The 25,493-nt window shown below is 67.6% G+C and carries 26 protein-coding genes; 5 read left to right on the top strand and 21 right to left on the bottom strand.

Translation table 11 applies throughout. The features are described 5' to 3' along the window. Positions 1-242 precede the first annotated feature (242 nt). On the top strand, positions 243-890 hold the full coding sequence (locus tag CNO20_RS21595) for a DUF7344 domain-containing protein (protein ID WP_101298279.1): 648 nt from the start codon (positions 243-245) through the stop codon (positions 888-890). Between the two features lie 515 nt (positions 891-1,405). Here CNO20_RS21595 and CNO20_RS21590 read toward each other — a convergent pair. The 6 genes from CNO20_RS21590 to CNO20_RS21565 form a co-directional block, all read right to left on the bottom strand. Continuing rightward, positions 1,406-2,719, bottom strand: coding sequence for a CapA family protein (locus tag CNO20_RS21590; protein WP_101298278.1), 1,314 nt, complete (start codon positions 2,717-2,719; stop codon positions 1,406-1,408). Positions 2,720-2,906: 187 nt separating this feature from the next. Next, positions 2,907-4,475, bottom strand: coding sequence for an asparagine synthetase B family protein (locus tag CNO20_RS21585; RefSeq protein ID WP_233204280.1), 1,569 nt, complete (start codon positions 4,473-4,475; stop codon positions 2,907-2,909). A gap of 177 nt (positions 4,476-4,652) precedes the next feature. Next, positions 4,653-6,461: a glutamine--fructose-6-phosphate transaminase (isomerizing) gene (gene glmS / locus CNO20_RS21580; RefSeq protein ID WP_101298319.1), complete on the bottom strand. Its 1,809-nt coding sequence runs from the start codon at positions 6,459-6,461 to the stop codon at positions 4,653-4,655. A gap of 617 nt (positions 6,462-7,078) precedes the next feature. After that, positions 7,079-7,273: a DUF7563 family protein gene (locus CNO20_RS21575; protein ID WP_101298276.1), complete on the bottom strand. Its 195-nt coding sequence runs from the start codon at positions 7,271-7,273 to the stop codon at positions 7,079-7,081. A gap of 309 nt (positions 7,274-7,582) precedes the next feature. Next, positions 7,583-8,236 carry a DUF7344 domain-containing protein gene (locus CNO20_RS21570; RefSeq protein WP_101298275.1) on the bottom strand — a complete coding sequence of 218 codons (654 nt, stop codon included), beginning with the start codon at positions 8,234-8,236 and terminating at the stop codon, positions 7,583-7,585. A 179-nt stretch (positions 8,237-8,415) separates the two neighbouring features. Further along, entirely contained in the window at positions 8,416-8,595 is a 180-nt protein-coding gene (locus tag CNO20_RS21565) for a hypothetical protein (RefSeq protein WP_101298274.1), read from the bottom strand. Positions 8,596-8,705: 110 nt separating this feature from the next. On the opposite strand from CNO20_RS21565, the gene CNO20_RS21560 reads away from it, so the two are divergent. Beyond that, the gene (locus tag CNO20_RS21560) at positions 8,706-9,107 is read left to right on the top strand and encodes a hypothetical protein (protein WP_101298273.1); all 402 of its coding nucleotides are present in this window, start codon (positions 8,706-8,708) and stop codon (positions 9,105-9,107) included. A 53-nt stretch (positions 9,108-9,160) separates the two neighbouring features. Here CNO20_RS21560 and CNO20_RS21555 read toward each other — a convergent pair whose 3' ends face one another. Genes CNO20_RS21555 through CNO20_RS21540 form a run of 4 tightly spaced genes read right to left on the bottom strand, consistent with a single transcriptional unit; the run spans position 9,161 to position 14,537 of the window. Beyond that, the gene (locus tag CNO20_RS21555; RefSeq protein ID WP_101298272.1) at positions 9,161-10,180 is read right to left on the bottom strand and encodes a cytochrome b/b6 domain-containing protein; all 1,020 of its coding nucleotides are present in this window, start codon (positions 10,178-10,180) and stop codon (positions 9,161-9,163) included. Then, positions 10,177-10,620, bottom strand: a complete 444-nt coding sequence (locus CNO20_RS21550; protein WP_199174960.1) for a hypothetical protein — start codon at positions 10,618-10,620, stop codon at positions 10,177-10,179. The genes CNO20_RS21555 and CNO20_RS21550 overlap by 4 nt, the downstream gene beginning before the upstream one ends. Next, entirely contained in the window at positions 10,620-11,258 is a 639-nt protein-coding gene (locus tag CNO20_RS21545) for a 4Fe-4S dicluster domain-containing protein (protein ID WP_101298318.1), read from the bottom strand. The genes CNO20_RS21550 and CNO20_RS21545 overlap by 1 nt, the downstream gene beginning before the upstream one ends. Positions 11,259-11,300: 42 nt before the next feature. After that, positions 11,301-14,537 (bottom strand): molybdopterin-dependent oxidoreductase, encoded by a 3,237-nt coding sequence (locus tag CNO20_RS21540; protein WP_101298271.1) that lies wholly within the window; start codon positions 14,535-14,537, stop codon positions 11,301-11,303. Positions 14,538-14,780: 243 nt separating this feature from the next. Here CNO20_RS21540 and CNO20_RS21535 point away from each other — a divergent pair, with 243 nt between their 5' ends. Continuing rightward, on the top strand, positions 14,781-16,904 hold the full coding sequence (locus CNO20_RS21535; RefSeq protein ID WP_101298270.1) for a hydrogenase iron-sulfur subunit: 2,124 nt from the start codon (positions 14,781-14,783) through the stop codon (positions 16,902-16,904). Next, positions 16,904-17,533 (top strand): TorD/DmsD family molecular chaperone, encoded by a 630-nt coding sequence (locus CNO20_RS21530; protein ID WP_101298269.1) that lies wholly within the window; start codon positions 16,904-16,906, stop codon positions 17,531-17,533. The genes CNO20_RS21535 and CNO20_RS21530 overlap by 1 nt, the downstream gene beginning before the upstream one ends. 14 nt (positions 17,534-17,547) lie before the next feature. Here CNO20_RS21530 and CNO20_RS21525 read toward each other — a convergent pair whose 3' ends face one another. The 3 genes from CNO20_RS21525 to CNO20_RS23135 are packed head-to-tail and all read right to left on the bottom strand — an operon-like array spanning position 17,548 to position 18,259. Next, positions 17,548-17,781 carry a hypothetical protein gene (locus CNO20_RS21525; RefSeq protein WP_101298268.1) on the bottom strand — a complete coding sequence of 78 codons (234 nt, stop codon included), beginning with the start codon at positions 17,779-17,781 and terminating at the stop codon, positions 17,548-17,550. Beyond that, the gene (locus CNO20_RS21520) at positions 17,774-18,070 is read right to left on the bottom strand and encodes a hypothetical protein (RefSeq protein ID WP_199174958.1); all 297 of its coding nucleotides are present in this window, start codon (positions 18,068-18,070) and stop codon (positions 17,774-17,776) included. Before CNO20_RS21520 ends, CNO20_RS21525 begins: the two co-directional genes overlap by 8 nt. Positions 18,071-18,106: 36 nt before the next feature. Further along, the gene (locus tag CNO20_RS23135) at positions 18,107-18,259 is read right to left on the bottom strand and encodes a hypothetical protein (protein WP_158237465.1); all 153 of its coding nucleotides are present in this window, start codon (positions 18,257-18,259) and stop codon (positions 18,107-18,109) included. Positions 18,260-18,357: 98 nt separating this feature from the next. On the opposite strand from CNO20_RS23135, the gene CNO20_RS21515 reads away from it, so the two are divergent. Then, positions 18,358-19,587: a DUF7405 family protein gene (locus CNO20_RS21515; protein ID WP_101298267.1), complete on the top strand. Its 1,230-nt coding sequence runs from the start codon at positions 18,358-18,360 to the stop codon at positions 19,585-19,587. A gap of 10 nt (positions 19,588-19,597) precedes the next feature. On the opposite strand, the gene CNO20_RS23590 is transcribed toward CNO20_RS21515, so the two are convergent. The 8 genes from CNO20_RS23590 to CNO20_RS21485 form a co-directional block, all read right to left on the bottom strand. Next, positions 19,598-19,768 carry a hypothetical protein gene (locus CNO20_RS23590; protein WP_199174957.1) on the bottom strand — a complete coding sequence of 57 codons (171 nt, stop codon included), beginning with the start codon at positions 19,766-19,768 and terminating at the stop codon, positions 19,598-19,600. Positions 19,769-19,832: 64 nt separating this feature from the next. Continuing rightward, the gene (locus CNO20_RS21510) at positions 19,833-20,171 is read right to left on the bottom strand and encodes a hypothetical protein (protein WP_101298266.1); all 339 of its coding nucleotides are present in this window, start codon (positions 20,169-20,171) and stop codon (positions 19,833-19,835) included. Beyond that, positions 20,168-20,311, bottom strand: a complete 144-nt coding sequence (locus tag CNO20_RS23130) for a hypothetical protein (protein ID WP_158237464.1) — start codon at positions 20,309-20,311, stop codon at positions 20,168-20,170. Before CNO20_RS23130 ends, CNO20_RS21510 begins: the two co-directional genes overlap by 4 nt. Beyond that, positions 20,308-20,568 (bottom strand): hypothetical protein, encoded by a 261-nt coding sequence (locus tag CNO20_RS21505; protein ID WP_101298265.1) that lies wholly within the window; start codon positions 20,566-20,568, stop codon positions 20,308-20,310. Before CNO20_RS21505 ends, CNO20_RS23130 begins: the two co-directional genes overlap by 4 nt. Before the next feature lie 94 nt (positions 20,569-20,662). Beyond that, positions 20,663-21,451, bottom strand: coding sequence for a DUF7124 domain-containing protein (locus tag CNO20_RS21500; RefSeq protein ID WP_101298264.1), 789 nt, complete (start codon positions 21,449-21,451; stop codon positions 20,663-20,665). Then, positions 21,444-23,243: an aldehyde ferredoxin oxidoreductase family protein gene (locus CNO20_RS21495; protein WP_101298263.1), complete on the bottom strand. Its 1,800-nt coding sequence runs from the start codon at positions 23,241-23,243 to the stop codon at positions 21,444-21,446. Before CNO20_RS21495 ends, CNO20_RS21500 begins: the two co-directional genes overlap by 8 nt. A 151-nt stretch (positions 23,244-23,394) precedes the next feature. Continuing rightward, a complete protein-coding gene (locus tag CNO20_RS21490; protein WP_101298262.1) occupies positions 23,395-24,333 on the bottom strand; it encodes a glycosyltransferase in 939 nt (312 codons plus the stop codon). 9 nt (positions 24,334-24,342) lie between these two features. After that, positions 24,343-25,470 carry a DUF354 domain-containing protein gene (locus CNO20_RS21485; RefSeq protein WP_101298261.1) on the bottom strand — a complete coding sequence of 376 codons (1,128 nt, stop codon included), beginning with the start codon at positions 25,468-25,470 and terminating at the stop codon, positions 24,343-24,345. Positions 25,471-25,493 lie beyond the last annotated feature (23 nt).

Below are 25,493 nucleotides of genomic sequence, written 5' to 3'. Positions count from 1 at the left end.
CTGCTGACGCGGGTCTTAATTGTCCGTTTCGGAATACTGTCATACCGGATACCTGACGGCAATCGTCATCGTCTGACTCACGGCATACTAGTTTCAGAATCACGACTATTTTGAACTGCGATAAACGATTATCGACCGACAGCGGTGGACCGTTCACGGGAACAGACATTTGATGTAACGGACTGCAACAGTCGGGAGCGACCGCTTGGTTTAATACCCGTCATGTAAACGTACCACTACGCATGACTGCCACGCAGACTGGTGGTACGTCCCCCGCGACGGTTACCAGGGAGGAGGAGGAATCGACCCAGCAGGAGGAACTTTCGAAGGACAAGCTGTTCCATATTCTGCAGAACCAGCGGCGGCGGTACGTGCTGCGATACCTCAAGGAGACGGAGGGGCAGGTTCGCATGCGCGACGTTGCAGAGCAAGTGGCGGCGTGGGAGCACGACACGACGGTCGAGGCGCTGACGACCGACGAGCGCCAGCGCGTCTACATATCGCTGTACCAGTGTCATTTGCCCAAACTTGCAGACGAAGACGTGATCGAGTACAACCAGGCCCGCGGCCACATCGTCCGCACGCAGCTGGCCGACCAACTCGACCCCTACCTCGACGCGACCGTCGACGACGAGACGGACGAAGTCCACGACGACGCTCCGGCCGCCTCCGAGTACGACACGTTGGAAGCGACCGAGGCAACTCCGGCCGACTCTGACGCGCGCTGGCTCGGGTACTATCTCGGCGCAACAGGTGTCGGGATGGCCCTGATCACCGCCGCGCGGTTGAATGTGGCGGCGTTCTCGGCCGTCTCGGATCTCGCGATCGGCGCGGCGATCCTCGCTCTGTTCGCAGCGCTCACGGTCGGTCAACTGTTCGACGGCCGCTAGGACTGATCCGGTTTTCGACTTGTAACCGATCAACCCTATCGAGACCCCCGAACATTGATTCGACAGCGTTGTCTCGACGTCATAGCGGCGCTGAGAGTTCGCTATCGACATTGATAGTTGAAAACACACGACAAGGTGTACGACGACCAACGGGACGCTGAACCCGAGTGGCGATTACAGAGGTTCGAGGAGAAAGCCCACGACTGAAGTCGTGGGAGGAAGTCAGACTGCCTACGATCCTCTGTGGTCAGATAGGGAGTCCCACGTTTGATCTCACAGCTAAAATTATGGGTAAATGACAAATGCTATCGTTACGAAACGCCTTCGAAGAAACCTCCCAGTTCTGTAAACTAAGCTATCAACCGGACTCATTCACTGAAACGAGGGGTGTGGGTGAACGCGCAAGCGAATGACCCTGATGAGTATGGACACCGGAAATCAGGTGTGTTCGGGGTCATGAACGGCGAAACCTGCCCTTTGATCGGTGGTCACATCCGACGAGTCCCGGTTCCGACTCACCTGATCTGATCAAAGACGGCTTTCAGTGTCCGCCTTACCGCCGACGGCCGGTCGTACACCGCCTGGTCCTCGGTCCACGAGAGGAGTTCGCACACGTTTCGGCGGACGGCCGGCGTCCGCCGGTCCGTCTGTTCGCCGGTTTTCACCGCGAGCGCCGTCTCGATGACGTCCCGGTGGGACTCGTTGCGGACGAGGTTGAGCAGCGTGAGGAGCTCCGACTGCCGGTCAGCGACGTCCCACGTTCCGCCGCCGAGCGCGGCGCGCGGGTTTCGGACTAGCTGCAGGAGCCCCGCGCCGGTCGCGGCGCGCAGCCAACTCGTGTACCGTTGGGCGAACAGGCGCACGGCGAGCTCCTGCCAGTGCGCGCGGAGCCGGCTCCGGTCCGCGGTGATCTCCGACACCTGGTGGAGGTATTCGAGGTGCTCGTCGCGGGACCGTTCGGCCCCGAGCGGGACGACGACCCCGTCGACCTGTTCAGTCGGAATTAGCTCCAAGCCGGTCGGCGTCCCGCCGTCGAAACCGAGCTCGACCGCGAGCCCCCACTGGGTCTTCGGCCGCGAGGACTGCCGGAAGAGGAAGTTTCCGAGGCTGTAGCAGATCGGGCTCCCGTCGTAGACCTCCCACCCCTGCGGGACGTGAGGGTGGTGGCCGACGACGGCGTTGGCGCCGGCGTCGACGAGCGCCCGTAGCTGGGCCTGTCGCTGCTGCGGCGGCAGCGGAACGTACTCGACGCCCCCGTGGGCGACGACGAGGACGGCGTCGGCTTCGTCCGCCGCGGTCGAGATCCGCCGTTCGACCGAGTGGTGTCCGATCCAGGCCGTCCCGGGTTCATCCTCGTCGGCAACGCCGAACTCGCGCTCGCAGACGTTGACGATCGACAGCGTCCGACCGCTTCCGACGGTCGCCGTGAGCGGCTCAAGCGCGTCTTCAGCCGACTCCCCCGCGCCCACCGCGGACAGCCCGGCCGTCCGACAAGCTCGGAGCGTCGCTTCGAGCCCCTCCGCGCCGTGATCCATGATGTGGTTGTTCGCCAGTGTGACCGCGTCGAATCCGGCGTCGACGAGGAGCTCCGGCACCTCGGGGTCGGACTGCTTCACCGGCCCGGACTTGTCGATCGGCTCCCCGGGCCCCGAAATCGGGGCTTCGAGGTTGACGACGGAGAGGTCAGCCCGCGAGATGCGGTCGACGAGCGGCTCGGAGATCGGTCGGCTCGCTCGCTTATCTCGGTAGATGCAGTCGCCGGCCAGGAGGACCGACCACTCCTCGTCTCCGTCGGCTAGCGTGACCCTGTCGCACGTTGTCACCGCCATATCACTCGTTGCACACAAACTCCGTTCGTTCCTCTTAGGCGCGTTGTTTGGTTGTAGGCGTGCTGATTGCTTTCAGACACGTTGGTTGCCGCCTCTGCATCCGCGGTGTTCGCCACGGCCGCTCCCCGCAAACCGCGAACGCGCCGCCGTACTGTCGTCCGGAGAGGGCGGCGAACAGCCGACCCCGTCAGTCCGACGTGACATCGCGTTCCTCGACCCCGTACTCCGGCGGACAGAGGATCTGATCGGGCGTACAGCGCGATTCGCCGGTCGCGAACTCGATCCACGTCGTGAGGTCGTTCATCCGGAGTTTGACGCGCGGCGGGAGCCGGTGCACCTCCTCGTATCCCGGAAAGAGCTTCTGATCGAGGTTGTTCCGGTCGTAGATCTCCTTTCTGTCGGGCCACGGGCTCTCGAAGCTCGGGACGCCCGGGATCTTCTCGCGCAGGAACTTCTCGATCTGGTTGAGCCGGAAGGAATCGTGCGGCCGGTCCGGCGGCTGGTAGCGGAGGATGTCCGGATCGAGCTTCCTGAGCGCCTTCAGGAACGTCCGGTTGTTCCGGTGTTCCGGCGGCGTCTGCAGGTGCCACTCGAGGAGTTCGCGGTCGACCGCCACGAAGCTCTCGACGTAGTTGTCGGCCAGGTGCTCGCGGAACGGGAGTGTCGGCTTCTGTTTGATGGCGAACAGCTCCATCGCGTTGTACTTCGAGTCGGTGCGGTCGAAGCACGCCTCGTACTGCGGCTGGATGACGTTATGGGCGAACTCCTCGGCCGTGTCCGCCCCGATCATGCCGCACCCGGCGAAGAGGGCGTCGTCGTCCCCGAGGAAACCGAACTTCTTCGAGAAGTGCTTCGGCACGTCGGGATTCGGTTCGAGCCCCCGCAGCGGGAACGTCCGGTCGAACAGCTCGATCCCCCTCTTCGGGAGGAAGAAACCACGGAACAGCGTGTCAAACAGCATTCCGTGGTAAATCGTGTCGACGTCGATCTCGTCGACGTTGCCGCGGTGGTGGATGTGCAGTGACTCTCTGATTCCCTGGGAGTACTGGATAATCTCCGGCCGCATATCCAGATACCGGTTCGTCACCGGCAGGGTCTGGTGTTCGATCCCGTACTGGTCCGTCAGCTGCTTCGAGATCTCGACTTCGGCGCAGCCGGGCGTACCAATGGTGTAGCCGACGTCGAGTCGCGGGTGCTGTGAGAGGATTGCCCGCGAGTCGTAACCGGCGCTCAGGAGGAGCCCCTTGCGGCCAGGTAGTTCGACGCGGCGTTTGATCGCCCGTCTGAGCCGGCGAGCGAGTTCGTCGGCATAATCGAACTCGCGCGGCTCGTAGACGAAGCGCCGTAGCTCGTCCGTTCCGTCGGCCGTGAGGTAGCCGTCGAACGGGACCCGGTGCAGCTCATCGAACGCGGTTCTGTCCTCGAACGCGATACCGAAGTGGGTGACTTCGGTGAGTGTGCGACCATTCAACGTCGGGTCTGGGATTGTCTGCGCCACGTTCGCCGCATCGGTCCCGAACACGCGGACTCCCGGCGCGTCGGTGTAGTAACATTCCCACGACCGAATGGCGTCCGTCGCCAGCACCGCGTCACCGTCGTGGTCAACAAACACTAGGTACGATCCGTTCAGCTGGTCGAACGCGTCGGTTCCCACTTTCGCGTACCGCTTCAGCAGCCGCTCCGCGGGCGATCCGATGCCGTTCTCGGGGATGAGTTCGCCCCAGATGACGCACGTCCCCTCTTCGCCATGATACAAGTCGCTCCTTCCAGGGAGTCCGTAGCCCAGATCTCTAATTCCGATCGTAGCGTGCTCTGACAACACCACCTTGGTGAACCGGTGCGGACTGCAGAACCGCGCAAACTGCTCCCGATCGCCGAATACGCCGAACAGTTCGTTCCTCATCGTATGGTATCGATCGCCCCCGTCTTGCAGTTATTCAACTGTGACACTCTTTGCGAGATTCCGCGGTTTGTCGATCTCGCGCCCGAGGAGGTCTGCGGTGTAGTAGGAGACGAGCTGGAGCTGGACGTTCGCCAGCAATCCGGCGAGGTCGGGGTGGGTTTTCGGCACCCACAGCACGTTGTCGGCGAACTCGCCGACGTCCGTCCCGTCTGTCGCGACCGCGACGATGTCCGCGCTGCGCGTGTGCGCCTCCTCCGCGTTCTTTCGCGTCTCCCGGCCGTTCTGCCCGGTGAACAGTGCGAACACCGCCGTCTCCTCCGTCACCAACGCCAGCGGGCCGTGCTTGAGCTCCCCCGATGCGAACCCCTCGGCGTGCTCGTAGGTGATCTCCTTGAACTTCAGCGCCCCCTCCAGCGCAACCGGGAACTCGTTGTCCCGGCCGATGAAGAAGTACGACTTCTTGTCGAAGTACTCCTCGCTGATCTCCTTGGCCCGCGTCGTCTCGAGGACCGTCGCGATGTGGTCGGGGAGCTTCCGGAGTTCCTCGAAGAACTCGGCGGCGTCCTCCCGGGGCCTGCCCTGTTCGAGGTCTTCGGCGAGCTGGTGGCCGAGAAGGGCGAGCGTGACGACCTGCGACGAGAAGGTCTTGGTCGCCGCGACGCCGATCTCGGGGCCGGCGCGGATGTACAGCGCGTGATCGGCCTCGCGCGCGGCGCTCGATCCCACGACGTTCGTCACCGCGACCGTCTCCGCGCCGGCGTCCTGGGCGGCCCGGAGCGCGGTCAGCGTGTCGGCGGTCTCGCCGCTCTGGGTCACGGCGACGACGAGCGTCCCATCGCTGACCGTCGACGTGTCGTACTCGCTCGCGAGGCTCGCGTACGTCCGGATGCCGGCGCGGCGAAGCAGCTGCGCGCCGTAGAGGGCGGCGTGGTAGGAGGTGCCGCAGGCGACGAACTCGACCTCGTCGATCCCGCCAAACGTTCCCGGCGGGAACGCCTCCAGTTCGACCGTGCCGTCCTCGCCGATCCGCCCGGCGATGGTGTTCGCGAGCGCGTCGGCCTGCTCGTTGATCTCCTTGAGCATGTAGTGGGCGTACTGCCCCTTGCCAGTCTCCTCGGCGCTCCACTCGACCGTCTCGACGTCGCGGTCGACGACGTTGCCGTCGCGGTCCGTGATCACCAGCTCGTTCGGCCGGACGCGGGCGAACTCGCCGTTTTCGATGTAGACGACCTCGTCCGTGAAGTCGAGGAACGCCGGCACGTCACTCGCGAGGTAGTACCGGCCGTCGTCGACGCCGACGACCAGCGGGGAGTCCTGCCGGGCGGCGTAGACGGTGTCCGTTCCGTGAACCATGAGCGCGACGGCGTAACTCCCGTCGAGTTCGCCGACCGTGGTCTTGAACGCCTCCTCGACGCCCATCCCCTGGTCGATGTAGTACTCGACCAGGTGCGGGATGACCTCGGTGTCCGTCTCGCTTCGGAACTCGTAGCCCTCGGCGATCAGCTTCCGGCGGATGGCCTCGTAGTTCTCGATGATCCCATTGTGGACGACGGCGACGCGCTCCGTGCGGCTCGTGTGCGGGTGGGCGTTCTTGTCCGTCGGCGGCCCGTGAGTGCTCCAGCGCGTGTGACCGATGCCGATCGTCCCGTTCGATACGTCCCTCGCGATGGTGTCCTTCAGCTCGCTGATCTTGCCGGCCTTTTTCCGGACGGCGATGCCGCTGCCGTTCTGGACGGCGATGCCGGCCGAGTCGTAGCCGCGGTACTCCAGGTTCTCGAGGCCGGTCAGCAACTCGCCGACCGCGTCGTCGGATCCGATGCACGCGATGATCCCACACATCATCGACCCTCCTTCCTGATCGGTTCGGTCGCCGTCACGGCGGTCTTCCCGCCGGCGTTCTGCTGGGTGCCCCGTCGAATCATGGTTTCACGTTCACGTTTTCCTTCCGCGCCTCCCGTCGCCGGGAAGCCGCGATTCCGTGAAAGTCGGTACTTCTGATACGCCCATTATTATACGCGGGCTAACGCCTCGGGTGCCGAACCCGACGATTTCGCGACACCTTCGGACGATCGAACCCGGCGCAGTCCTGCGATTTACGCACACCCCTGTTCGCAGGCGCGCTTCGTCGCCCGAACGGTCGAATCGGCTTAGGAATCAGATAAACCCGCCTCAAACAGCCGAAATCGCGGTTTGCGTCTCAGCGGTACCGCCGGACGAGGGGGCCCCGCCGTCCGGCGAGCGAGACGGAACCGATCGGGGAACCGGCGGTCCGAGTTCGCAGAACGCGCTCGGGGACGGGAAGACCCGAGAGAAGTCGGAGAGAATCGAGAGGTGGCGATGCGGGAGAGGGACGGTGAGATCGCGATGCGAGAGGAGGACAAAAGAGACGGGCAGATGGTGAGGGGACGACGCGACCGCCAGAAACCGGAGAGGGGGAACGGGCCGACCGCGCCCGTTCACGTCGTCGCACGCTTGTGGCGCGCGTCGAGGTGATTGCCCTCGCGCAGGTCGCGGGCGCGCTGGCAGTTGAGACAGCCGTACACCTCGTCGGCGTTGTTCCCGTAGACGCGGGCGAACCGCCGCGTGACGAACGCCCCGCAGTTCTTGCACGTGCTCTGTGCTCCGGCCCCCGAGTTTGTCCGCGAACTCATGGTGCTTCGATCGCCCGCTCTCGTCCGGCGTACTTTGTTATCTGCCTGATAAGCGAGGTGTCACGCCGTCTACCGTGAGTATGGGACTCCTTTCTCCGCGGCTCCGCGTCTCCACCGGTCGGACGGTTGAGCGGCGACCCCGCGCGCTGACGGCGCACCGATCGGTTCAGCCGGCTAATCGGTGCTTAACGGGGCCCCGGGGCGACGGCTCGTCTCCGTCGATCGCTGATCGGCGGTGCGTCGTCCCGACTCCCACGGAACGGACGCCGAAAGCAGAACCGGGTTGCCAAACGATCGGACGCGAGTCGACTACCGCCCGCGGTAGAGCGCGCCCGCCGTGATGAGGGCGAACATCCCGAGGATGATCGCCGCCAGATAGCTGGAAACCACCGCCGGCACGACGCCGAGCCACGACGCGCCCGTCAGAAGCAGGCTGAGCGCGGTCGCGCCGCCGTAGTATCCCACCGGATCGAATCGCTTCGGGGTCGGCGTCCGCTTCGCCGGTTCGAGCGCCGCCCCGTCGGCTCCGTCTCCGTCGTTGGCACCGCCGACTTCGAGGTAGGGGTCGAACTGGTCGGCGAGGGGGGTGCGTTCGACGAGGCCGCGGCTCTGGTTGTAGTCGACGATGCCCTTCTCGTCGAGTTTGGGGAGGTGCGACTGGTACAGCGCGATGTAGACGCGCTGGCGCTCGTCGGACGCCAGCGCCTCGACCGTCGTGTCGTGCTCCCACGCGGCCACCTGTTCCGCGACGTCGCGCATGCCGACCGGCCCTTCCCGCCCTTGCAGGTACTTCAGGACACGGCGGCGACGCTGGTTCTGCAGCACGTGGAACAGGTCGTCCTTGGAGAGGTCGGACGCCCGCTCCGAACGCTCCCTCCGTTCGCCGGCCGACTCGTCGGCGTCGCGACCGCCGGCCGCTCCACCCGCCTCGACAGCGTCGTCGATAGGTTCCGCCGTGCTCATCAGATTTCACCTGGCTATCACTATGAAGACGCTGACGCCTAATCAATCTTCTCTCCCGGACAGTTTCGTTTCGGCGACTATCCGGTTTGCGACACCGTGGCGACGGTCGCCGCGGCGCTTCACAGTCCGGCCCGGTGGCGCCCGCTACGGGGCCCCACGACCGGATCCGGCCGGTCCGTTCACACGAGGAGCGTCCCGATCATCGCGAGCAGGAACACGGCGACCGCGGTCGTGACGATCGCGCCGGTCAATCCGCCGGATTCGTTGTCCGAGGGGGTGAGCCACATGACCGCACCGATACCTCCGAGAGCGACGAGTACGACGACGGCCGCGTAGACGGTGTTGAGTACTCCGGCCATACGTCTCCTTCTCGCCGTAAGTGCCTAAAAATTATGAAAGTCGAACTCCGCCGAACGCGGTGGCGAGGGTGACAAGTTATATCACGTCACCGGGTCGAACGAACGGGCGCATGCGGATGGAACTTCGGGTCTGTAAGCACTGCTACGAGGGGGAGCACGGGAACCGACAGAAGGCGGACGTGACCGGGGACATGGTCGCGTGTGCGAGGCGGGTCCGCGAGTACAAGGACCTCATCGGGCTGGACTCGCTCTACATCACCATGGTCGAGGAGGGCGACCCCGGCGGCGCCGAAGCGCTCCCCGTGATCGTCGCGAGCATCGAGGGAAGCCAGATCCAGTTAGCCGACACGCAACTGGTGATGGAGGACGGCGACGGGAACGTGCTCGTCTACCCCGAGCCGAAGGACATCCTCGAAGTGCTGACCCGCAACATCGACCAGATACGCGAGCACACGAGGCAGGACGTGGCGGTCGAACTCTCCGACGAGGGCGCCAAACTCATCTCGACCTGACTCGCCGCCGGGCCGAATCCGCTCCGGCGGTACCGGCTTCCGCCCCCGGTCGATCAGTCCTCTCCACTCTCAGCGACTCGTCCGCCGTCGGCCGTCGTCCGCGGACGCTCCCGTTCCAGCTGTCGTTCCCAGCGGATTCGGACGAGGTTTCCGTACATCGAGAGGACGATGCCGACGAACAGCACGAACACGCCGATGTTGATCCCGACGGTGAGAAGCAGGTTCGACGGCCCGCCACCCACGGCGAGTTCGTTCGGCACCGGGTAGCCTTCGTCGAAGATACTCCCCATGAGGACGCTCACGATTCCGATGACGACGAAGGCGCCCATGAGGTTCGTCACCCAGCTCCAGGAGGGCGAAAGCGTCAGCCGTTCGATCCCGGTCGTGTCCGCCTCGCGTTCCCCCTCGTGGCCGTGGGCCTCCGGGATCATGCTCCGGGGGATGAACGCCTTGGTCTCGACCGGGTAGAACGCCGGGTGGAAGCCGTGTTCGAAGATGTGGAACATCACGCCCATCAGCATGATGACGCCGAGCAGCCCGTGGAAGACGACGAACGCCATGGCCGCCGTCTTCGTCGCGAAGAACTGCATCACGCCGGTTTTACTCCAGATGAGTAACCCCGAGACGGTGAGCAGGGTCAGTTCGACGGAGAAGATGAACACGACGCCCTTCCCGACGTACGACAGGAGCGGCACCTCGTCGGCCTTGTACCCGGCGAACTGCCGCGCGTTCGGGTGACGCTCGTCGGCCCGCCCCAGCACGAACTTGACGTCCTGAACGAAAGCCGCGACGTCGTCGCCGGTCGGAACGATCTCGCGGAAGTTCCCCCGTCCGGTCGAGGTAGTGAGCATGAGCAGCATCCAGAAGCCGATGAGCGCGACGAGCCCGAATCCGGCGATCCGATGGAGTGCGGCGACCCCCTGATAGCCGCCGAGGAGAACGACGAGCCACCAGAGTTCGTCGTTGAACATGATACCGTACCCCGTGAAGAACAGCGCAAACACGTCGAGCGCCAGAAGCGAGTGGAAGACGGTCGTCACGTGCGTGAACTTCCCGTGGTCGAGATTCGTCACGGCCGTTCACCCCCCGAATCGTCCCCGCCGGCGTTTTCGGTCGTCCCGCTACTGTCGACAGGTTTGGCCGTCCCGCCGCCGTCTGCGGCGACGCCGTCGCCCCGGTTCGGTTCTCCCGGTCGACGCATCCGTCCCGCGAGTCGACGGAACGCGGCCCAGTGGACGAACACCATCACGAGGATGAACACGCCCATGATGACGTCGGCCGCGTGGGTGAGCGCAATGAGGAAATCCAACCACTCGATCGTGTTCCCCGCCACCCAGTCGGACCCGACGCCCCTGTTTTCGACCGTCGGGGCGACCCGGAAGAGCGATTCGGCCGACACCGCGTTGCCGGCGGCCCACCAGACCGAGAGGAACGCGATGACGAGCCCGCCGACGGCGCTGCCGAGAACGGCGAGCGGGCTGTAGCCGGCCGTTTCGGGGAGATCGCGGTCCATCAGAACACCTCCGCGTCCTCGCCGAAGATGATCTCCATCGCCGCGTCGTTGAAGAACGTCCCGCTGTCCCGGCGGTCGAGCTCCTCGGCGATCTGCTCCGACGTTCCGACGAGGATGGCGTCCGTCGCGCACTCCTCGGCGCAGGCCGGCCCCTTCCCGACCTCCTGGCGCTCCTCGCACATCGTGCACTTGTCCATCGTCCCGCCGGTGCCGAACAGTTTTGCGGCCCCGTCGTCCGCGTTCGGGAACTGCGGCGCCCCGAACGGACACGCGGACAGGCAGTACTGACAGCCGATACAGAGGTTGTCGCGGACCTCCACGAAGCCGCTGTCCTTCTTGAGGAGCGAGTCCGTCGGACAGACGGACACGCAGGGCGCGTTCTCGCAGTGGTAACACTGCATCGGGATGCTCGTCTCGCCGGGGCTCTTCCCCTGCTGGATCGCCTTCGCGCTGCTCGCGTTCAGTCCCGCCGCGGCTTCCTCACCCTCGAGCATCGTCGAGATGCTGATCCGCTGTTCGCCCGGACCGATGTCCCAGGTGCGTTTACAGGCGACGACGCAACCGCCGCAGTCGATGCAGGCCTCGACGTCGGGGAAGATCCGCGTCCCCTCGCCGACGCTCCGGACGCCCTGCCGCATGACCTCCCTGTCTTTCGGGTTTTCCGCTGACATTTTATCGCCTCATTGAACTGTTTTCGAGTCGCGAACGTCGAAGTCCTTCTGCGTGCCGATGCCGTCGCGGTCCTGCGGGAACTCGAACGTCGACAGATCGACGTCCATGTTGAGTTCGTCGACAAGCTCCTGCGTCGCCGGGCGGATCTTCACCATCGCCGCCTTCGTCTCCTGCATCTGGGTTTCGACGTCGTATCCCGGCGACGTGATGATGTTGACGCTGTCGCCGATGGCGAACGGGACGGTCCCGTCGGGGTACCGCTCCTCCAGGTTCTTGCCCTTGAAGACGCCGCCCCAGTGGAACGGGAGGAAGGTCTCCCTGTCGTTCGGCCGGTTCGTCACCCTCGCTTTCACCAGCACGGAGCCGCGGTTGGTGGTCGAGACGACGACGAGGTCGCCGCCGTCGACGCCGAGTTCGTCCGCCATCTTCGGCGTGATCTCGGCGTACATGTGCGGCTGGAGATCCGCCAGAAAGACGTTCGAGCGGCTCTCGGATCCGCCGCCCTGGTGTTCGACCTGCCGGCCGGTGGTCATGATCACGTCGAAGTTCTCCTCGGCGGCTCTCGTCGTCGCCCGCTTTTGGACGGGCGCGTTGTTCTGATCGAGGCGGTAGAAGTTCCGCTGCTGGCCGTTGGCGGGCCACGTTTCGACCAGGTCCGGCCGCGGACTCTCGATCGGCTCGCGGTGAACCGGAATCGGATCTAGGAAGTTCCACGCGACGGCTCGCGCCCGCCCCCGACCCGTCGGCGGGTCCGGCTGCGGGTTGTCGTACGGCTCGTACTGGGCGAGGTCGTAGTCGGCCCAGTCGTACTTCTCGTTCACCGCCTGCGCCGCGTCGTACACCGACTTCGTCGGATCGAGCGCGTACTGAACCGGGAGCGCGATCGCGTCGGAGTTTCGCGGGTCGTCCGGCAGCGCGGTCGTGTAGCCCGGGTACTGCGGTACGCCCTGGACCTCCCCGCCGTTCCACCAGTTCGGCTGGTACGGCGTCCGGACCAGGTCGAGACCGCTCTGTCCCTGCCGGTCGAACGTCGCCCGCAGGGGGTAGTTCTTCGTCGGGGTCGTCATCCCGTTCCACTCCTCCGGCGTCGGCGCCTGGACGCCCCACCGGGTGCGGAAGTCGTGGCCGCCCTCGCGCGGATCGACATCGTCGCGCCAGATGATCGGCGTCCCCGGGTGGCCTTGGCCCCAGCACGGCCACGGCAGCTGCCAGAACTCCCCGGCGACGGGGCCCTCTCTCGCCTTCAGGTCCTCGGTGCTGAACGCCCAGTCGTACTCGTGCTGTCGCTCCAGCCGTTCCGGATCCTGCTGGTAGCCGATCGTGCGAACGCCGAGGTTAATTTCCCGAAGTACGTCCTGGTACGTGCTCTTCCCGCTGTAGAGCTCCGGACCGTTCCCCCAGTCGAAGTGGGCGCCGAACCCGAGACGGTCGGCGAGCTCCTGGATGATCTGGAGATCCGGCTTGGTGTTGTGCGACGGTTCGCGCACCGGCTCACTCCACTGCACCGATCGGTGCGAGTTCGTGACCGACCGGTAGTGCTCGTACTGGCTCGCCGCGGGCAGGAGGATCACGCCCTCGTCGCGGTCGGCCATGACGCTCGCCAGCGACGGGAACAGGTCCACGACCACGAGCAGGTCGAGGTTCTCCATCGCCTGACGCATCCTGTCCATCTCGCTGATCGAGTTGGCCGAGTGCCCCCAGAAGATCGCGGCCTTCACGGGGTTCGGCTGGTAGAGCTCCGACTTCCCCAGCCGCTTTTCCTTCGGAATCGCGGCCTCGAACCAGCGGGCGACGGTCAACCCGTTCTGGAACATCATCGACCGCTCGCTCGGGAACGAGTCGTCGATGCCTTCGCTCGTGGAGCCGGCCGCGTCGCCCTCGCCCCCGTCCTTCTCGTAGTTGACGTACTCGTCCTGTCTGGTGTACAGGTCCCGGGGCATCAGGTCGTACTTGTCGTACAGTTCGCGGAAGGAGATCGTCCCGCTGGTGTACGGGCTCTTCGACCAGACGTCGGCCCAGTACTGCCACGATCCTGGCGACGAGACCGAGTAGTACCCCGGGAGGATGTGGCTGGCGACCGCGAGGTCCGTCGCCCCCTGGACGTTCGCGTGTCCGCGCATCACCTGCAGGCCGCCGCCGCTCCTCGCGGCGCTCCCCGACGCGAGGCTCAAGAGCGCGTACGATCGGATGTTCTGCGTGCCGTTGTTGTGCTGCGTTCCGCCCATCGCCCACTCGATCTGGACGTTGGGCTTGTTCTCGATGATGAGGTCGCCCAGCTCCCTGATATCCTCCTTCGAGATCCAGGTGATGTCCGCGACCGTGTCGAGGTCGTACCGGTCGAGTTCGCGGTCGACGTCGGCCCACCCCTGCACGCGCCCGTCGAGCATCTCGCGGTCGAGTTCGCCCTGCTCGCGCAGGTACCGGATGAGCCCCATTATCAGGGCGACGTCGGTTCCCGGCCTGATGCGGTAGAAGTGGTCGGCATGCGCCGACGTCTTGGTGAACCGCGCGTCGACGGAGGCGATGGTGCCGCCCCGGTTCTGCCCTTCGAGGATGTGCTGCATCGCGATCGGGTGCGCCTCCGCGGGGTTCTGGCCGATGATGACGTTGAGATCGAAGTTCCGGTAGTCGTTGATCGTGTTCGTCATCGCGCCGAAGCCCCACGTGTTCGCCAGCCCGGCGACCGTCGTGGAGTGGCAGATGCGCGCCTGGTGGTCGCAGTTGTTCGTCCCGAACAGCGAACAGAACTTCCTGAAGGCGTACGCCTCCTCGTTGGAGTGGTGGGCGCTGCCGAGCCACATCGTGCTGTCCGGCCCGAACTCCTTCCGGATCCGCTTCAGCTCGGAGACGATGGTGTCGTACGCCTCGTTCCAGGTGATCTTCTTCCACTCGCCGCCCTCCTTCTTCATCGGGTGTTTCAGCCGCTTCGGCGAGTGTTCGCTCCCGTAGATCGAAGCGCCCTTCGAGCAGAGCGAGCCGTTGTTGATGGGGTTTTCGAACCACGGCTCCTGTCCGACGAAGGCGCTCCCCTTCCGTTCGCCGCGGAACCCGCACCCGACCGCACAGAAGTTGCAGACGGACTTGGTGAGCTTCCCTTCCGTGTCGGTCCCGTCCGGTTCCCCGTCGTCGCCCTGCGCGAGCACCTGTCCGGCACCGCCGCCGCCGAGCGCGACCGTGCCGGCGAGCGCGCTTGCCTTCATGAACGACCGCCTGTCGAGGTCGAGCGAAACGGGCTCGGCGCTCATGGAGCGTCCTCCCAAACGCCGGCCGTCGCCCTCCTGTGCCGTTCGATGTCCATACTATGGCATAGTATAGCATAGAAGATCATTAATGTTCGTGTTCCGGTAGCGTAGATTTTTTCATCCCGGACGAAAGCTTCTCAATCGTCCTATCGGCGAAAAGACACCCGTTCCCGCCGCATCCGGCGGCTTTGCGCGCACTTCCTTTTGCGCAAACCCTTTCACCGTGCTACCACTGGTCACGTACCAATGAACGTCGGAGCATTCGTCTGTTCCTGCGGGGACACCTGCGACATCGACCTCGAGGGCGTCCGAGAGGGGGTCGAGAACGTCGACGTCGTGGCCAGCTCTAGTCTACTCTGCGAGGACGGCCTCCCGGCTATGGGGCGGCTCATCGACGAGTACGAGCTGGATCAGCTCATCGTCACGACCCCGGAGCCGCGGTGTCAGCGGAAGTTCCGGGCGCTCGCCGAGGAGAAGGGGCTTCACCCCGACGCGACGGCGTTCGTGGACCACCGCGAGGGGGCCGGCTGGGTTCACGAACGGGCCGCCGCGAGCGCGAAGACGGCGCGGCTGATCAACGCGACGTCCGCCGGACTGGCCGAGGAGGCCGTCTCGCGGTCGGTGTCGCGCGAGGCCGGCGATCGGGTCGCCGTCGTCGGCGACGCCGAGACGGCGGCGGCGCTCGCCGACACCGCCGACGTCACGCTCGTCGCCGACGGCCGCGATTTCGCCGACGCCGACGTTTCGCTTTCGGACGTGGCGGTCGAGCGCGGTCGCGTCGTCTCCGTCGAGGGCGAGTTCGGGGACTTCGAGCTGACGCTCCGTTCGCGCGTCACCGACGATTGCATCTCCTGCATGGAGTGCGTCCGCGAGGGCCCCGACGGGACGCTCACGAGCTACCCGGTCGACGTCGATCCGGAGGCCGAGGGCGGCGACTGGGTCGACGTCTGCCCGACGGACGCCATCGACCTGGACGGTGTAGAGCGGACGATTTCGGCCGACCAGGTCGTCTACCCGGGCGCGGCGCGGCGTTCCCGCGGCGGCCGTGTCGGTTTCTACGCCAGCCCCGTCGACGGGGCGACGATCGCGGCCGTCGAGAGCCTGCTCGGCGGGGTGACGAAGCCGGACTTCCTCGACCTCGAGATGGACGTCTGCGCGGCGGGCGAGTCCAGCCAGGTGGGCTGTAACGCGTGCGTCGAGGCGTGTCCGCACGAGGCGGTCGACCGCCCGACGATCGACTCCGTGGCGTTCGACAAGGTGGCCTGTCAGAACTGCGGGGCGTGCACCAGTTCCTGTCCGACCGGCGCGGTGACGCTCAGAGAGCCCTCGAACCGCCGCATCGCCAGGGAGGTGGAGGCGCTCCTCGACCCGACGGACGAGGGCGGCGGCTGGCTCTTCTCCCGCGGACGGAGCGGGATCGAAACCCCCGTCGTGGCGTTCGTCTGCTCCGAGCGGGCCGCCGCCGCGCTCCGCGCCTACGGGCGACAGGCCGCGAGCGGTGCCGACGTCCGGTACCCGCCGATCCTCCCGGTCCGGGTGAACTGCGCCGACACCGCGGGCGAAGCGCACGTCCTCCACGCGCTCGCGGCCGGCGCCGACGGCGTCGCGCTCGTGGGCTGCGGCGAGGCGTGTCTGCACTCTGGACCGGATCCGAAGGCGGACCTCGTCGACCGACTCAACGTCGCGACGGCCGACCTCGGACTGGGCGAGCGTGTCGCCTTCTTCGCGCCGGAGTCGGACGATCCGGACTCGTTCGTCGAGGCGATCTCGGCGTTCGAGGCGGGGCTCGACCCGTCGCCCGTTCCGGCGGGCGACCACGAGGCGACCGGCGGGGTCGACGCGGACGAGCCGAACCCGCCGTTCAACACCCACGACTGGGCGCTCGAGAGCGTCCGTGCGCTCCTCGAACGCGTCGAACCCGAGCGGAGCGTCATCCGCGGGCTGGAGACCTTCGGACGGATGGAGGTGAGCGAGGCGTGCAACCTCACCCCGACGTGTTCGAACCTCTGTCCGGCCGACGCGATACGCCGGACGACCGACGGCGACCTACAGTTCGACCACGAAGACTGCGTCAACTGCGGGCTGTGCGAGTCGGGATGCCCGGAGACGGCGATCACGATGGAGTCGGGTCTCGACCTGTCGTTGCTCCCGGAGAACCGCGACGGCGATCGGTGGGTCACGGTCTTCGAAGGCGAGATGCTCGAGTGCGCCCGCTGCGGCACGCCGTTCACGAGTCGGGGTTCGGCGGAGAAGATCCGCGACGAGGTCGGCGATCTCGTCGAGGGAATCGCGCCCGACGCCGATCGGAGTATCTTCGAGTACTGCGGGCAGTGTCGCGCGACGCTGCTCTTCGAACGGGGTGGTCGGTGATGGATGCCGCCGCCGTCTACGACGCCCGCCTCGAACTGATCGACTTCGTCATCGAGGTGTTCTGGGACGTCCCGACCGCCGCGTTCCTCGACTCGGTGCTGACCGGCGACGTGCTCGTGCCCGAGGACTCGGTCAACGAGCACCTCGACGCCGGGTTCGCGGCGCTCGACTCGTTCGTCGAGGGGAACCGCGACCGTCCGATAGCGGAGGTTCGGGAGGACCTCAGGACGGAGTACACGCGGGTGTTCGTCGGCCCGCGCCCTCCAGTGCTCCCGAACGAGACGTACTACCGGGAGGACACCGACTTCCTCGGCCCCGGGCTGGCGAAGGTCGAGGCGAGCTACCGCGCCGCCGGCTGGGTACCGCCCGGAGATTACGGCGAGGAGAACGACTTCGTCGCAGTCGAACTCGCCTTCCTCAGACACCTCGTCGAGCGCCAGCGAAACGGCGCGGAGGAGGCGTTCGGATACGAGCGCGTCTTCATCGACGAGCACCTGTCGACGTGGGTCGACGACTTCGCGGCGGACGTCCACGAGGAGACCGCAGAGCCGCTGTTCCTCGCGGGGGCGGACGTGCTCCGCGGGCTCGTCGAGTTCGAGGACGAACTCGTCGCGCAGATGGTCACGTAGGCCGCGTCGCTCCCTCACTCCTCCGGTGCGAGGAAGACGAGACCGAACCCGCCGACCATCGCGGCGGCGCACAGACCGAGCGCAAGCGGCGTGGCGAAGCTGATCGCCCGCTCCATCCTGAAGTACCACTCCCAGGTGCGGTGCATCTCGGCGACGAACGCGACGGTCGCGACCGCCACGAGAACCAGACAGAGCCCGCCGAACGAGGCGAGCGCGAGCCCCCGAAGGGCGTCGATCCGGTCAACCATCGATCCACCACCGTCCGACGAACAGCGCGGCCGTCGACGGAACGAGCACGATCAGGACCGCGCCGATGAACGCGCCCATGTAGCTGACCGTCGACTGGAGGTGGATCGCCCAGTGCCACGTCCCTTTCACCTCGGCGATGACCGCGACGGTTCCGATGACCAGGAGCGACAGCCCGACCAGCGACGCGAGAACGTACACGGTGACGCGGAGGTAGTGCAGCGCCGCCCGCCCGTCGAGGAATCGCGCGGCTGACGCCGCGGACCGCGATTCGCCCTCACCCGACGCCATCGCGCCACCCCCGGTCGAACGGCTTCCGCCGAGGCCTCACGCGACTACCTCCGCGTAGGTCCGGTACGCGTCGTAGGCGACGACCGCGACGACCACCGCCCCGACGCCGGCCAGCGCGAGTGCGACGTCGAGCGGGAGCGGAAGGTCCAGCGCGGTGCCCGCTCCTTGATGAATGATAGCAGACAGCATTACCGGCGGATTCGGGGGCCACAGAAATAAACTGTCGGGTGCCCCTTCCGGCGGAAACAACGCTTTTGTCCACCCTGCCCGTGTCATACAGTAGCACGATGGAGACCAGACGAAAGGCGCTCCGTCGCCTGGCGGCCGCAGCCGGGGCGGCGGGGTTATCCGGCTGTAGCCGACTCCTTCGGCCCGATCCGGAACCGGGCGTGGAGGGGCTGCCGCCGAACCCGCACGCGGAGCGGCTGCCGCGCAGGCAGTTCGCACAGGAGGCATGGCTTCCGACGGACGACGCGGGAAACGCCGTCCAGCCGCGCCACCGGCGGCTCCTCCTGCTCCGGCTCGACGCCGAACCCTCGACCGAGGCGGCCCGGACGGTCGAGCGGGCGATGCGGACGCTGGAATCCGCCTACGACTGGCGGCCGGCCGGGGTCTTTCACGCGCTCGCGTGGGGGACCTCGTATTTCGAGCGGGTCGGGGCCCTCGACCGCGCGCCGATCGAGCCGCCGCAGGTCCTCTCGCGGACCGACGACCCCGACCTCCTAGCGTTCGACGCCGCGCTCGTCCTTTCGAGCGACGTTCCCTCCCACCTGACGGCCGTCGACGGCGCCATGTTCGGATCGCGCTCGACGTTGAACGGCGTCGCCGTCGAACGCCGCCTCGGCGACGTGTTCTCGGTTTCCGAGCGCCGGACGGGGTTCCTGGGGGAGGGGTTGCCCGCGGCGCACGCCGACGCCGAGGGGATTCCGGAGTGGGGCGTCCCGGACGACGCGCCGATGTTCATGGGCTTCTTCTCGGGGCGTCGGCGCACGCAGGCGGGCGAGGACCGCGTCGCCATCGACTCGGAACCGTTCGCCGACGGCACGACGATGCACGTCAGCCACCTCCGCCAGCGCCTCGACGCGTGGTGGGAGGGGCTCGCCGACGCGGGGCGGGTCGCGCGGATGTTCTCGCCCGAGTTTTCGCCGGCCGACGTGTCGAGCTTCGGCGACGACGTTCCGTTCAGCGACCGCGTCCGGGACCACGGCCGCGAACACGGCGTCGTCGGTCACCACGAGAAGGTCGCGCAGGTCCGCCGCGACGGCGAGCCGATCGTCCTCCGCCGGGACTTCAACACGGTCGACGGCGGCCGGGCCGGCGTCCACTTCGTCTCGCTTCAGCGGCGGCTCGACGACTTCCGGCGGACTCGGAAGGCGATGAACGGCTGGTACGTCAGAAAGGAGCACGAGGGGATCACGGACCGCAAGAACAACGGCATCCTCGAGTTCATCAGGGTCGCCTCGCGGGCGAACTTCTACGTGCCGCCGCGGAACCGGCGGTCGTTTCCGCTGTACTGATTCCCGCCCGCTACCGCGTTCGGTCCCGGAGCCCGTCCTTCAGCTCCGCTTCGAACTCGATGACGCCGTCGACCTCGCCCTGGTTCACCTCGTGCGGCCCGCACTCGTACTCCCAGACGTCGTGGCCGCGGTAGCTCTCCAGCCCGCACTTCGGTTTCCAGCCCGAATCCTTGTGCGACATGTTCGCACGGTGGCCGCGCTCCGACTTAGTGCTTGTCCCCGGAAAAGGTCGATCGAGCGACCGCTCACTTCGGCGGGGCGTTCGACGGTCGGACGGTGTCGTCGTCGAGGAACGTGCGGGCGAACAGATCGACGTGCAGCTTCAGGAGTTCGTCCTCTCCGAGGCCGGTCTCGGCCGCCTGGGCGCCGAGGAACGCGCGGAGCTCGTCGCTCGGCTCGTGTCGGATCGTCCGTCCGTCGACCGAGAACGCCACCTCGGTCGCGCCCGAGACGAGGTGTTCGATCTCCAACAGCGCCTGCTCCGCTTTCACCGCGAGCGCCTCCTCCTCGTCCATCATCCGCGCGTCCGCGAACTCCCCGACGGCGTCGAGGAACCGGTCGTCGACGTCGACGGCGATCGTCAAAACGACACCCCCTCGCCCTCGAAGGCGAACTCCCACTGTGTCGTCCGCTCGCAGACCGGACAGTCGGCATAGAACCCGGCGGTCTCGTGGTGGACGAAGCGACCGAGTTGGCCGCACTCGGCGCACTCGAACCGCGTCATTCCTCCGGCGGCCACCGCTGCGGGGCCGGCGACGACTCGCCGATCTCGCTGTACAGGAAGACGAGCAGGGCGAGTATGCCCGCCATCACCAGCACCCCCGCGATTCCGCCCGCGGCCGTCTGGCCGACGGTCGTGGGGTTCCAGACGGACTCCATCGACTCGACGACGTTCAACGTCGTCAGGAGGAGCCACGCCGCGATCGCGAGCACAGCGAAGGTGAGGACGCGGGACTGTCCGAGCGCGGTTTTGAGACTCATTCTGACTCACCTGTGTGATGATGTCGCACGCACGAACAAAAAGGTACGCGTGTCCCGCCGCCGTCGCCGGCGCTTCCCGGTCAGCGGGTGGCGCTCAATCGTCGAGCACCTCCCACCCGGCCTTCTCCGCGGCGACTTCGAGCGGGACGAACTCCCAGCCGGCGGCGTCGGCGATCGGCTCGTCCGACTCCGTCACCCCGACGAGCGCCATCCGTTCGGCGAAGAACATCGAGCGCTCGTCGATCTCCGCGAGCCGCTCCACCGGATCGGTTCCGGTTCCGTTGAAGAAGTCGACGTCGACACCGTTGTCCCGCTGGAACTTGTTCAGCACGTGGGCGTCCACGCCGCCGACGAGCCCGATCCAGTCCGTCCACCGCTCGGCGTCGGCGAGCGCCGCTCGCGGATTCGAGAGCCGTCTGAGCGCCCCGTAGGTGAACGCCAGCGTCATCCCGTCGGCTCCCCCGCCGTGCGGTCCGCTCGCCTCGGCTTGCGGAGCCGTCTCGGACCGCCGCTCGCGCTCCGCCGCGGCCGATCCGCCGCCTCCGCCTCGCTCGATCGGGATTCCGACCGGCCTGTCGTCGTTCCGTCGGGGGACGCGGGGGCGGGGTCTGTGCGTCGGTTCCGCGCCGGTCGTCGCGTCAGTCGTCCCCCTCCTCGTCCCGGGGTCGGTCCCCTCCTCGGAGTCCGCCGAATCGACTCGGCCCTCCGGATCGGATTCGACCTCCGGTGCGGGTTCGTTCTCGGGAGCGGACCCGGTCTCCGGAGCGGGTTCGTCCTCGGGATCTCCTTCGCCCTTCCAGAACCAGTCGCCCCGGTTCAGCGTCGACTTCTCGTCCGCCTCGCCGCCGGCGTCGAGTTCGTCCAGGTCGATCCGATCAGTCACCGGACGCCACCTCCGTCGGATCGACGGCCACGGTGTCCGCGACCGGCGTGTCGGCGTCGACGACGCCGTCGAGGCCGAGTCGTTCGACCGTCCGCCTCGCGGGGACACCGTCGGGACTCCACCCCCGGGCCGCGTAGTACGCGTCGAGCAGTCTCTCGAAGCCGTCCGGATCGAGGGCGCGCCCCGCGGCGGGTCCGTCGGCGAGCGGTTCCCGCAGCAACTGGGGAAGCCTGTCGTCGTCGCGCGCGAACCCCTCGCGCGCGTTGAACAGGCGCACGAGCGTCCAGATCCGTTCGCCGGCCGTCCGCAGGTCGTCGGGATCGTACGACAGACCGACCGCCGACAGCCACTCCGCTCCGAGGTCCTCGCGGAGCGTCTCGCCCGCGAAGTCGTCCACGACGAGGCTCCACAGCACGGATCGCGCGTCCTGCGCGTCGACGACCGCGGTCACGCGATCGTCGGCGTCCCACGAGTCGGCCGCGAACACCTCCCGCTCTATCGGTCGAGCGCGACGGTGGCAGCCGCCGCGGTCGCTCGTCGCGTACGCGAGCGCCATCGCTACCGCTCCCCGGGGATCGTACGCCGGGAGCGCCATCGACTTGACCGTCGGGATTCGATCCCCGCCGCCGAACCGCTCCGCTGCGGCCTCGACGCCGTCCGCGAGCGCGTCCCCGAGCGGTCCCCGGCGGTGGGCGATCTCTTCGAGGAGGTCGCGCGCGCCCGCGGCGTCGCCGAACGCGAGATCGCGCTCCACGAGCCCGTCCTCGCTCGCCCGCATGGCCCACGCCACGGCGCTGCCGGCGTCGATGACGTCGACGCCCAGCCGGTCGCAGGCCGCGCCTAACGTCGCCACCGCGTCGAACTCGTCGATTCCGAGACCCGCCCCGAGCGTCATCGGCGTCGCGCCGCGGGGGACGCTCTCGCCGTCGTCCGTTTCGACGCGAAAACCGCCGGGGACCGCGCCGTCGCGCTCACGCCCCATCGCGGCCGCCCGCGCCGCCTCGACGCCGATGTCCGACGCCCCGTCGAACTGGCTCGTCTGCCACCCTCTCGTGGGGAGCACGCCGACCTCGTTGGCGAAGTCGACGCTCTCGATGGTCGCGCCCGCCGCCTGCCAGCGCCCGGTGTCGTGTTCCCTGTACGCCTCGTCGTACGCCTCCCTGAGCCGGGGTAGCCCCTCCGGCGGTTCTCCCCGGGCGACGACCGCTTTCAGCCGCTTCGCGCCCATGACCGTGCCAGCGCCGCCGCGCCCCGCGTGGTGGTCGCCCCCGTCGGAGGCGATGGTCGCGTAGCTCACCGTCCGCTCGCCGGCCGGTCCGACGCACGCGACGGCGGCGTCGGGGTAGCGCTCGTCCGTCGAGACGGCGTCTTCGCCCCAGCAGTCCGCCGGTTCGACCGTCGCCGTCCCGTTTTCGACCTCGATCGCGACGGGATCAGACGCCCGCCCCGCGACGAGCAGCCCGAGACAGTCGGCCAGGGCTCCGGCGAGCCTGTCGGGGAACTCCCCGCCGCTGTACGAGTCGAGAAACGCCCCCGTGAGCGGCGACTTGGTCACCGCCGCGTACCGCGATTCTCCCGGGAGGTAGCCCGACAGGGGACCGAGCATGAATCCGAGGACATTCTCGGGCCCGAGCGGATCCGCGCCGGCGGGGACGTCCCGGTACAGGTACCGCGCACCGAGCCCCTTCCCGCCGACGAACCGTCGGCGCCACGACTGCGGGACACGCTCGCGCCGGACGGTCCCGTCGGAGAGGTCGACCCGGAGGACGCGGTCTCGCGTCCGGTGTGCCATTACGTGCCACGTATCGCGCTCACGGTGATAAGGGTTCGCCAACCGGTTACCGAGCGGAGGCGTCGAGGCGGACGGGTTCCGTCCGCGAGGTACCACGCTTCAGATCGAGCTGACCGTCCCCGCCGGGGCTCGGCACGCGCCCCGATGCGGCTCAGCACACGTCGCGGTAGACGGCCAGTAGCCGGTCGGCCATCTCGTCGACGCTGAGCCCCGCCACGGCGGAGCGCCCGTTCGAGCGCCCGTCCGACGCGAGCACCGCCTTCAGCCCGGCGACGAGGTCGGCCTCGGAGTCGGCGACGACCGAGTTCTCCACCCCGGCGAGCACGTCGGGGACGAAGCCGACCGGCGTCGAGACGACCGGAACGTTGCAGGCCGCCGCTTCCCGGACGACCATCGGTCCGCTCTCGCGGACCGAGGTCACGAGCAGCGCGTCGCTCGCGTTCATGTAGTACGGCATCTCCTCGTAGTCGACGCCGGAGACGGTTTCGAGCTCGACGCCCGGACCGACGCCGTCGACCACCCGCCGCGCGAGGTCGTAGTTCTTCACCGCCCGCCCCGCGTCGTACGGAAAGAGCACGACGCGGGCGTCGGGGTCCCAGCCGACGCGCTCGCGCGCCTCCGCGCGGTCGATCGGGCGGAACAGGTCCGTGTCGACGCCGAAGGGGATGAGGTGGTGCGGGCAGGTCAGTTCGCGCGCGAGCGGCCGGGAGGGCGCGATCACCGCGTCGGAGCGGCGCGCGACGAACGCGCTCAACCGCTTCAGCCACGCCGGCCCCATCACGTCGGACCCCCAGAGGGTGAGCACGATCGGCCGCGTCGGCTGGGCGAGCGCGGCCGGCCCGACGAGCCCGTAGTTCGCGTGGACGAGGTCGTACGAGCCCACTCCCTCGCGCAGCACGTCGGCGTAGAAGCGGGCGTACTCGCGCGGCGAGCGCCCGCCCTCCTCGGGCGTCGGCACGGTGATCGTCGTGCAGTCGACGCCCCGCGCTTCGAGCGCCTCGACCTGCTGGGTGAAGAACGACCGCGGCGACGTGGCGAGCTGGAGGACGCGGAGGCCGTTTTCTTCGCCCTCGCCGTCGTATCCCGTCATGGTCCCGGCTCAGTCGTCGCTTTCGGGCGCGGCCGGTTCGGCCGCTCCGGCCACTTCCCCTTCGGCGGTCTCCGGCTCGGTAGCCTCCGTCGGACGTTCGAGCGCCGGCGGCCGGCCGTCGCCGCGGAGCGCGGCGAGGACGACCTCGGTCGTGTCCCCCTTGTCGGCGAGCAGTCGGCTCCGCCGAGCGCCCCAGTCGGCGCTCTCTTCGCCGTCGAGGATCGAAAGCGCCCGGTCCAGCGCGTTGCCGTGACGGTACGCCCCCTGGAAGTTGTACAAGAGGCCGTACTTCGCCTCGATCTCGTCGGTGTACCCCATCCGGAGCGTGTTGACGTACAGCGCCGGCGTGCCCAGCACGGCGCTCTCGACCGCCATCGTCGCCCCCTCGCCGACGAACAGGTCGGCGAAGGCGAGCACGTCGTGGATCAGGTGGGGCTCGACGGTGACGCGTCGATCCTCCAGCTCCTCGGGGAGCGGCGCCTCGGAGGTGACGAGCACGCGCGCGCCCGTCGCCTCCAGCCGTTCGACCACGTCCCGGATGTCGTCGAAGCCACCCTGCCCGACGTCGTGGGACGCCTCCCACGAGACCAGTCGGAGCACGACGAACCGCTCGTCGGGATCGATGCCGCGGGCCGTCAACACGTCGGGATCGGGCTCGAACCGGTTCGGGTGGAGGTACGCGAGTTCGTGGTAGCCGGGGTAGCGGACCTGCTTCGGCCCGACGTCGTCCGCGTAGCACTCCGGCGTCCACACCTCGTCCGCGAAAGGGAACGTGATGCGGTTCGCCGGGGCGTGCTCTGTGTCCGTGAAGACGACGCTCCGCGCGCCGACGAGCGGCGCGACGTGGGCGACGGCCGTTCCGCCGATGGCGGCCATCACGTCGGGGTCGACGGCGCGGGCCCGCCGGAGCAGCCGCGCCTCGTACAGGAGCTGCGACCGGACCATCCCGACGACGCCCCCGCCCTGGCCGCCGACGAGCACCTCGTGGTCGATGTCGTACGCCCGGAGGAGGTCGATGGCGACCTCCTTGTCCCTGGCGAACACGTGCACGTCGTGGCCGTCCGCTTCGAGCGCCCGGATCACGTGCTTGAAGAAGTGGACGTGCGCCGGGTGCTGAATCGTGATCACGTAGTCCATCTCGTCCCCCACGGTTTCGCGCT

Origin of the sequence: Halegenticoccus soli (genome assembly GCF_002844195.1) — an archaeon.
In the GTDB taxonomy this organism is placed as follows: Archaea; Halobacteriota; Halobacteria; order Halobacteriales; family Haloferacaceae; genus Halegenticoccus; species Halegenticoccus soli.
The sequence above is the reverse complement of the archived record's forward strand: the minus strand, read 5'-3'. Positions and strand labels throughout refer to the sequence as shown.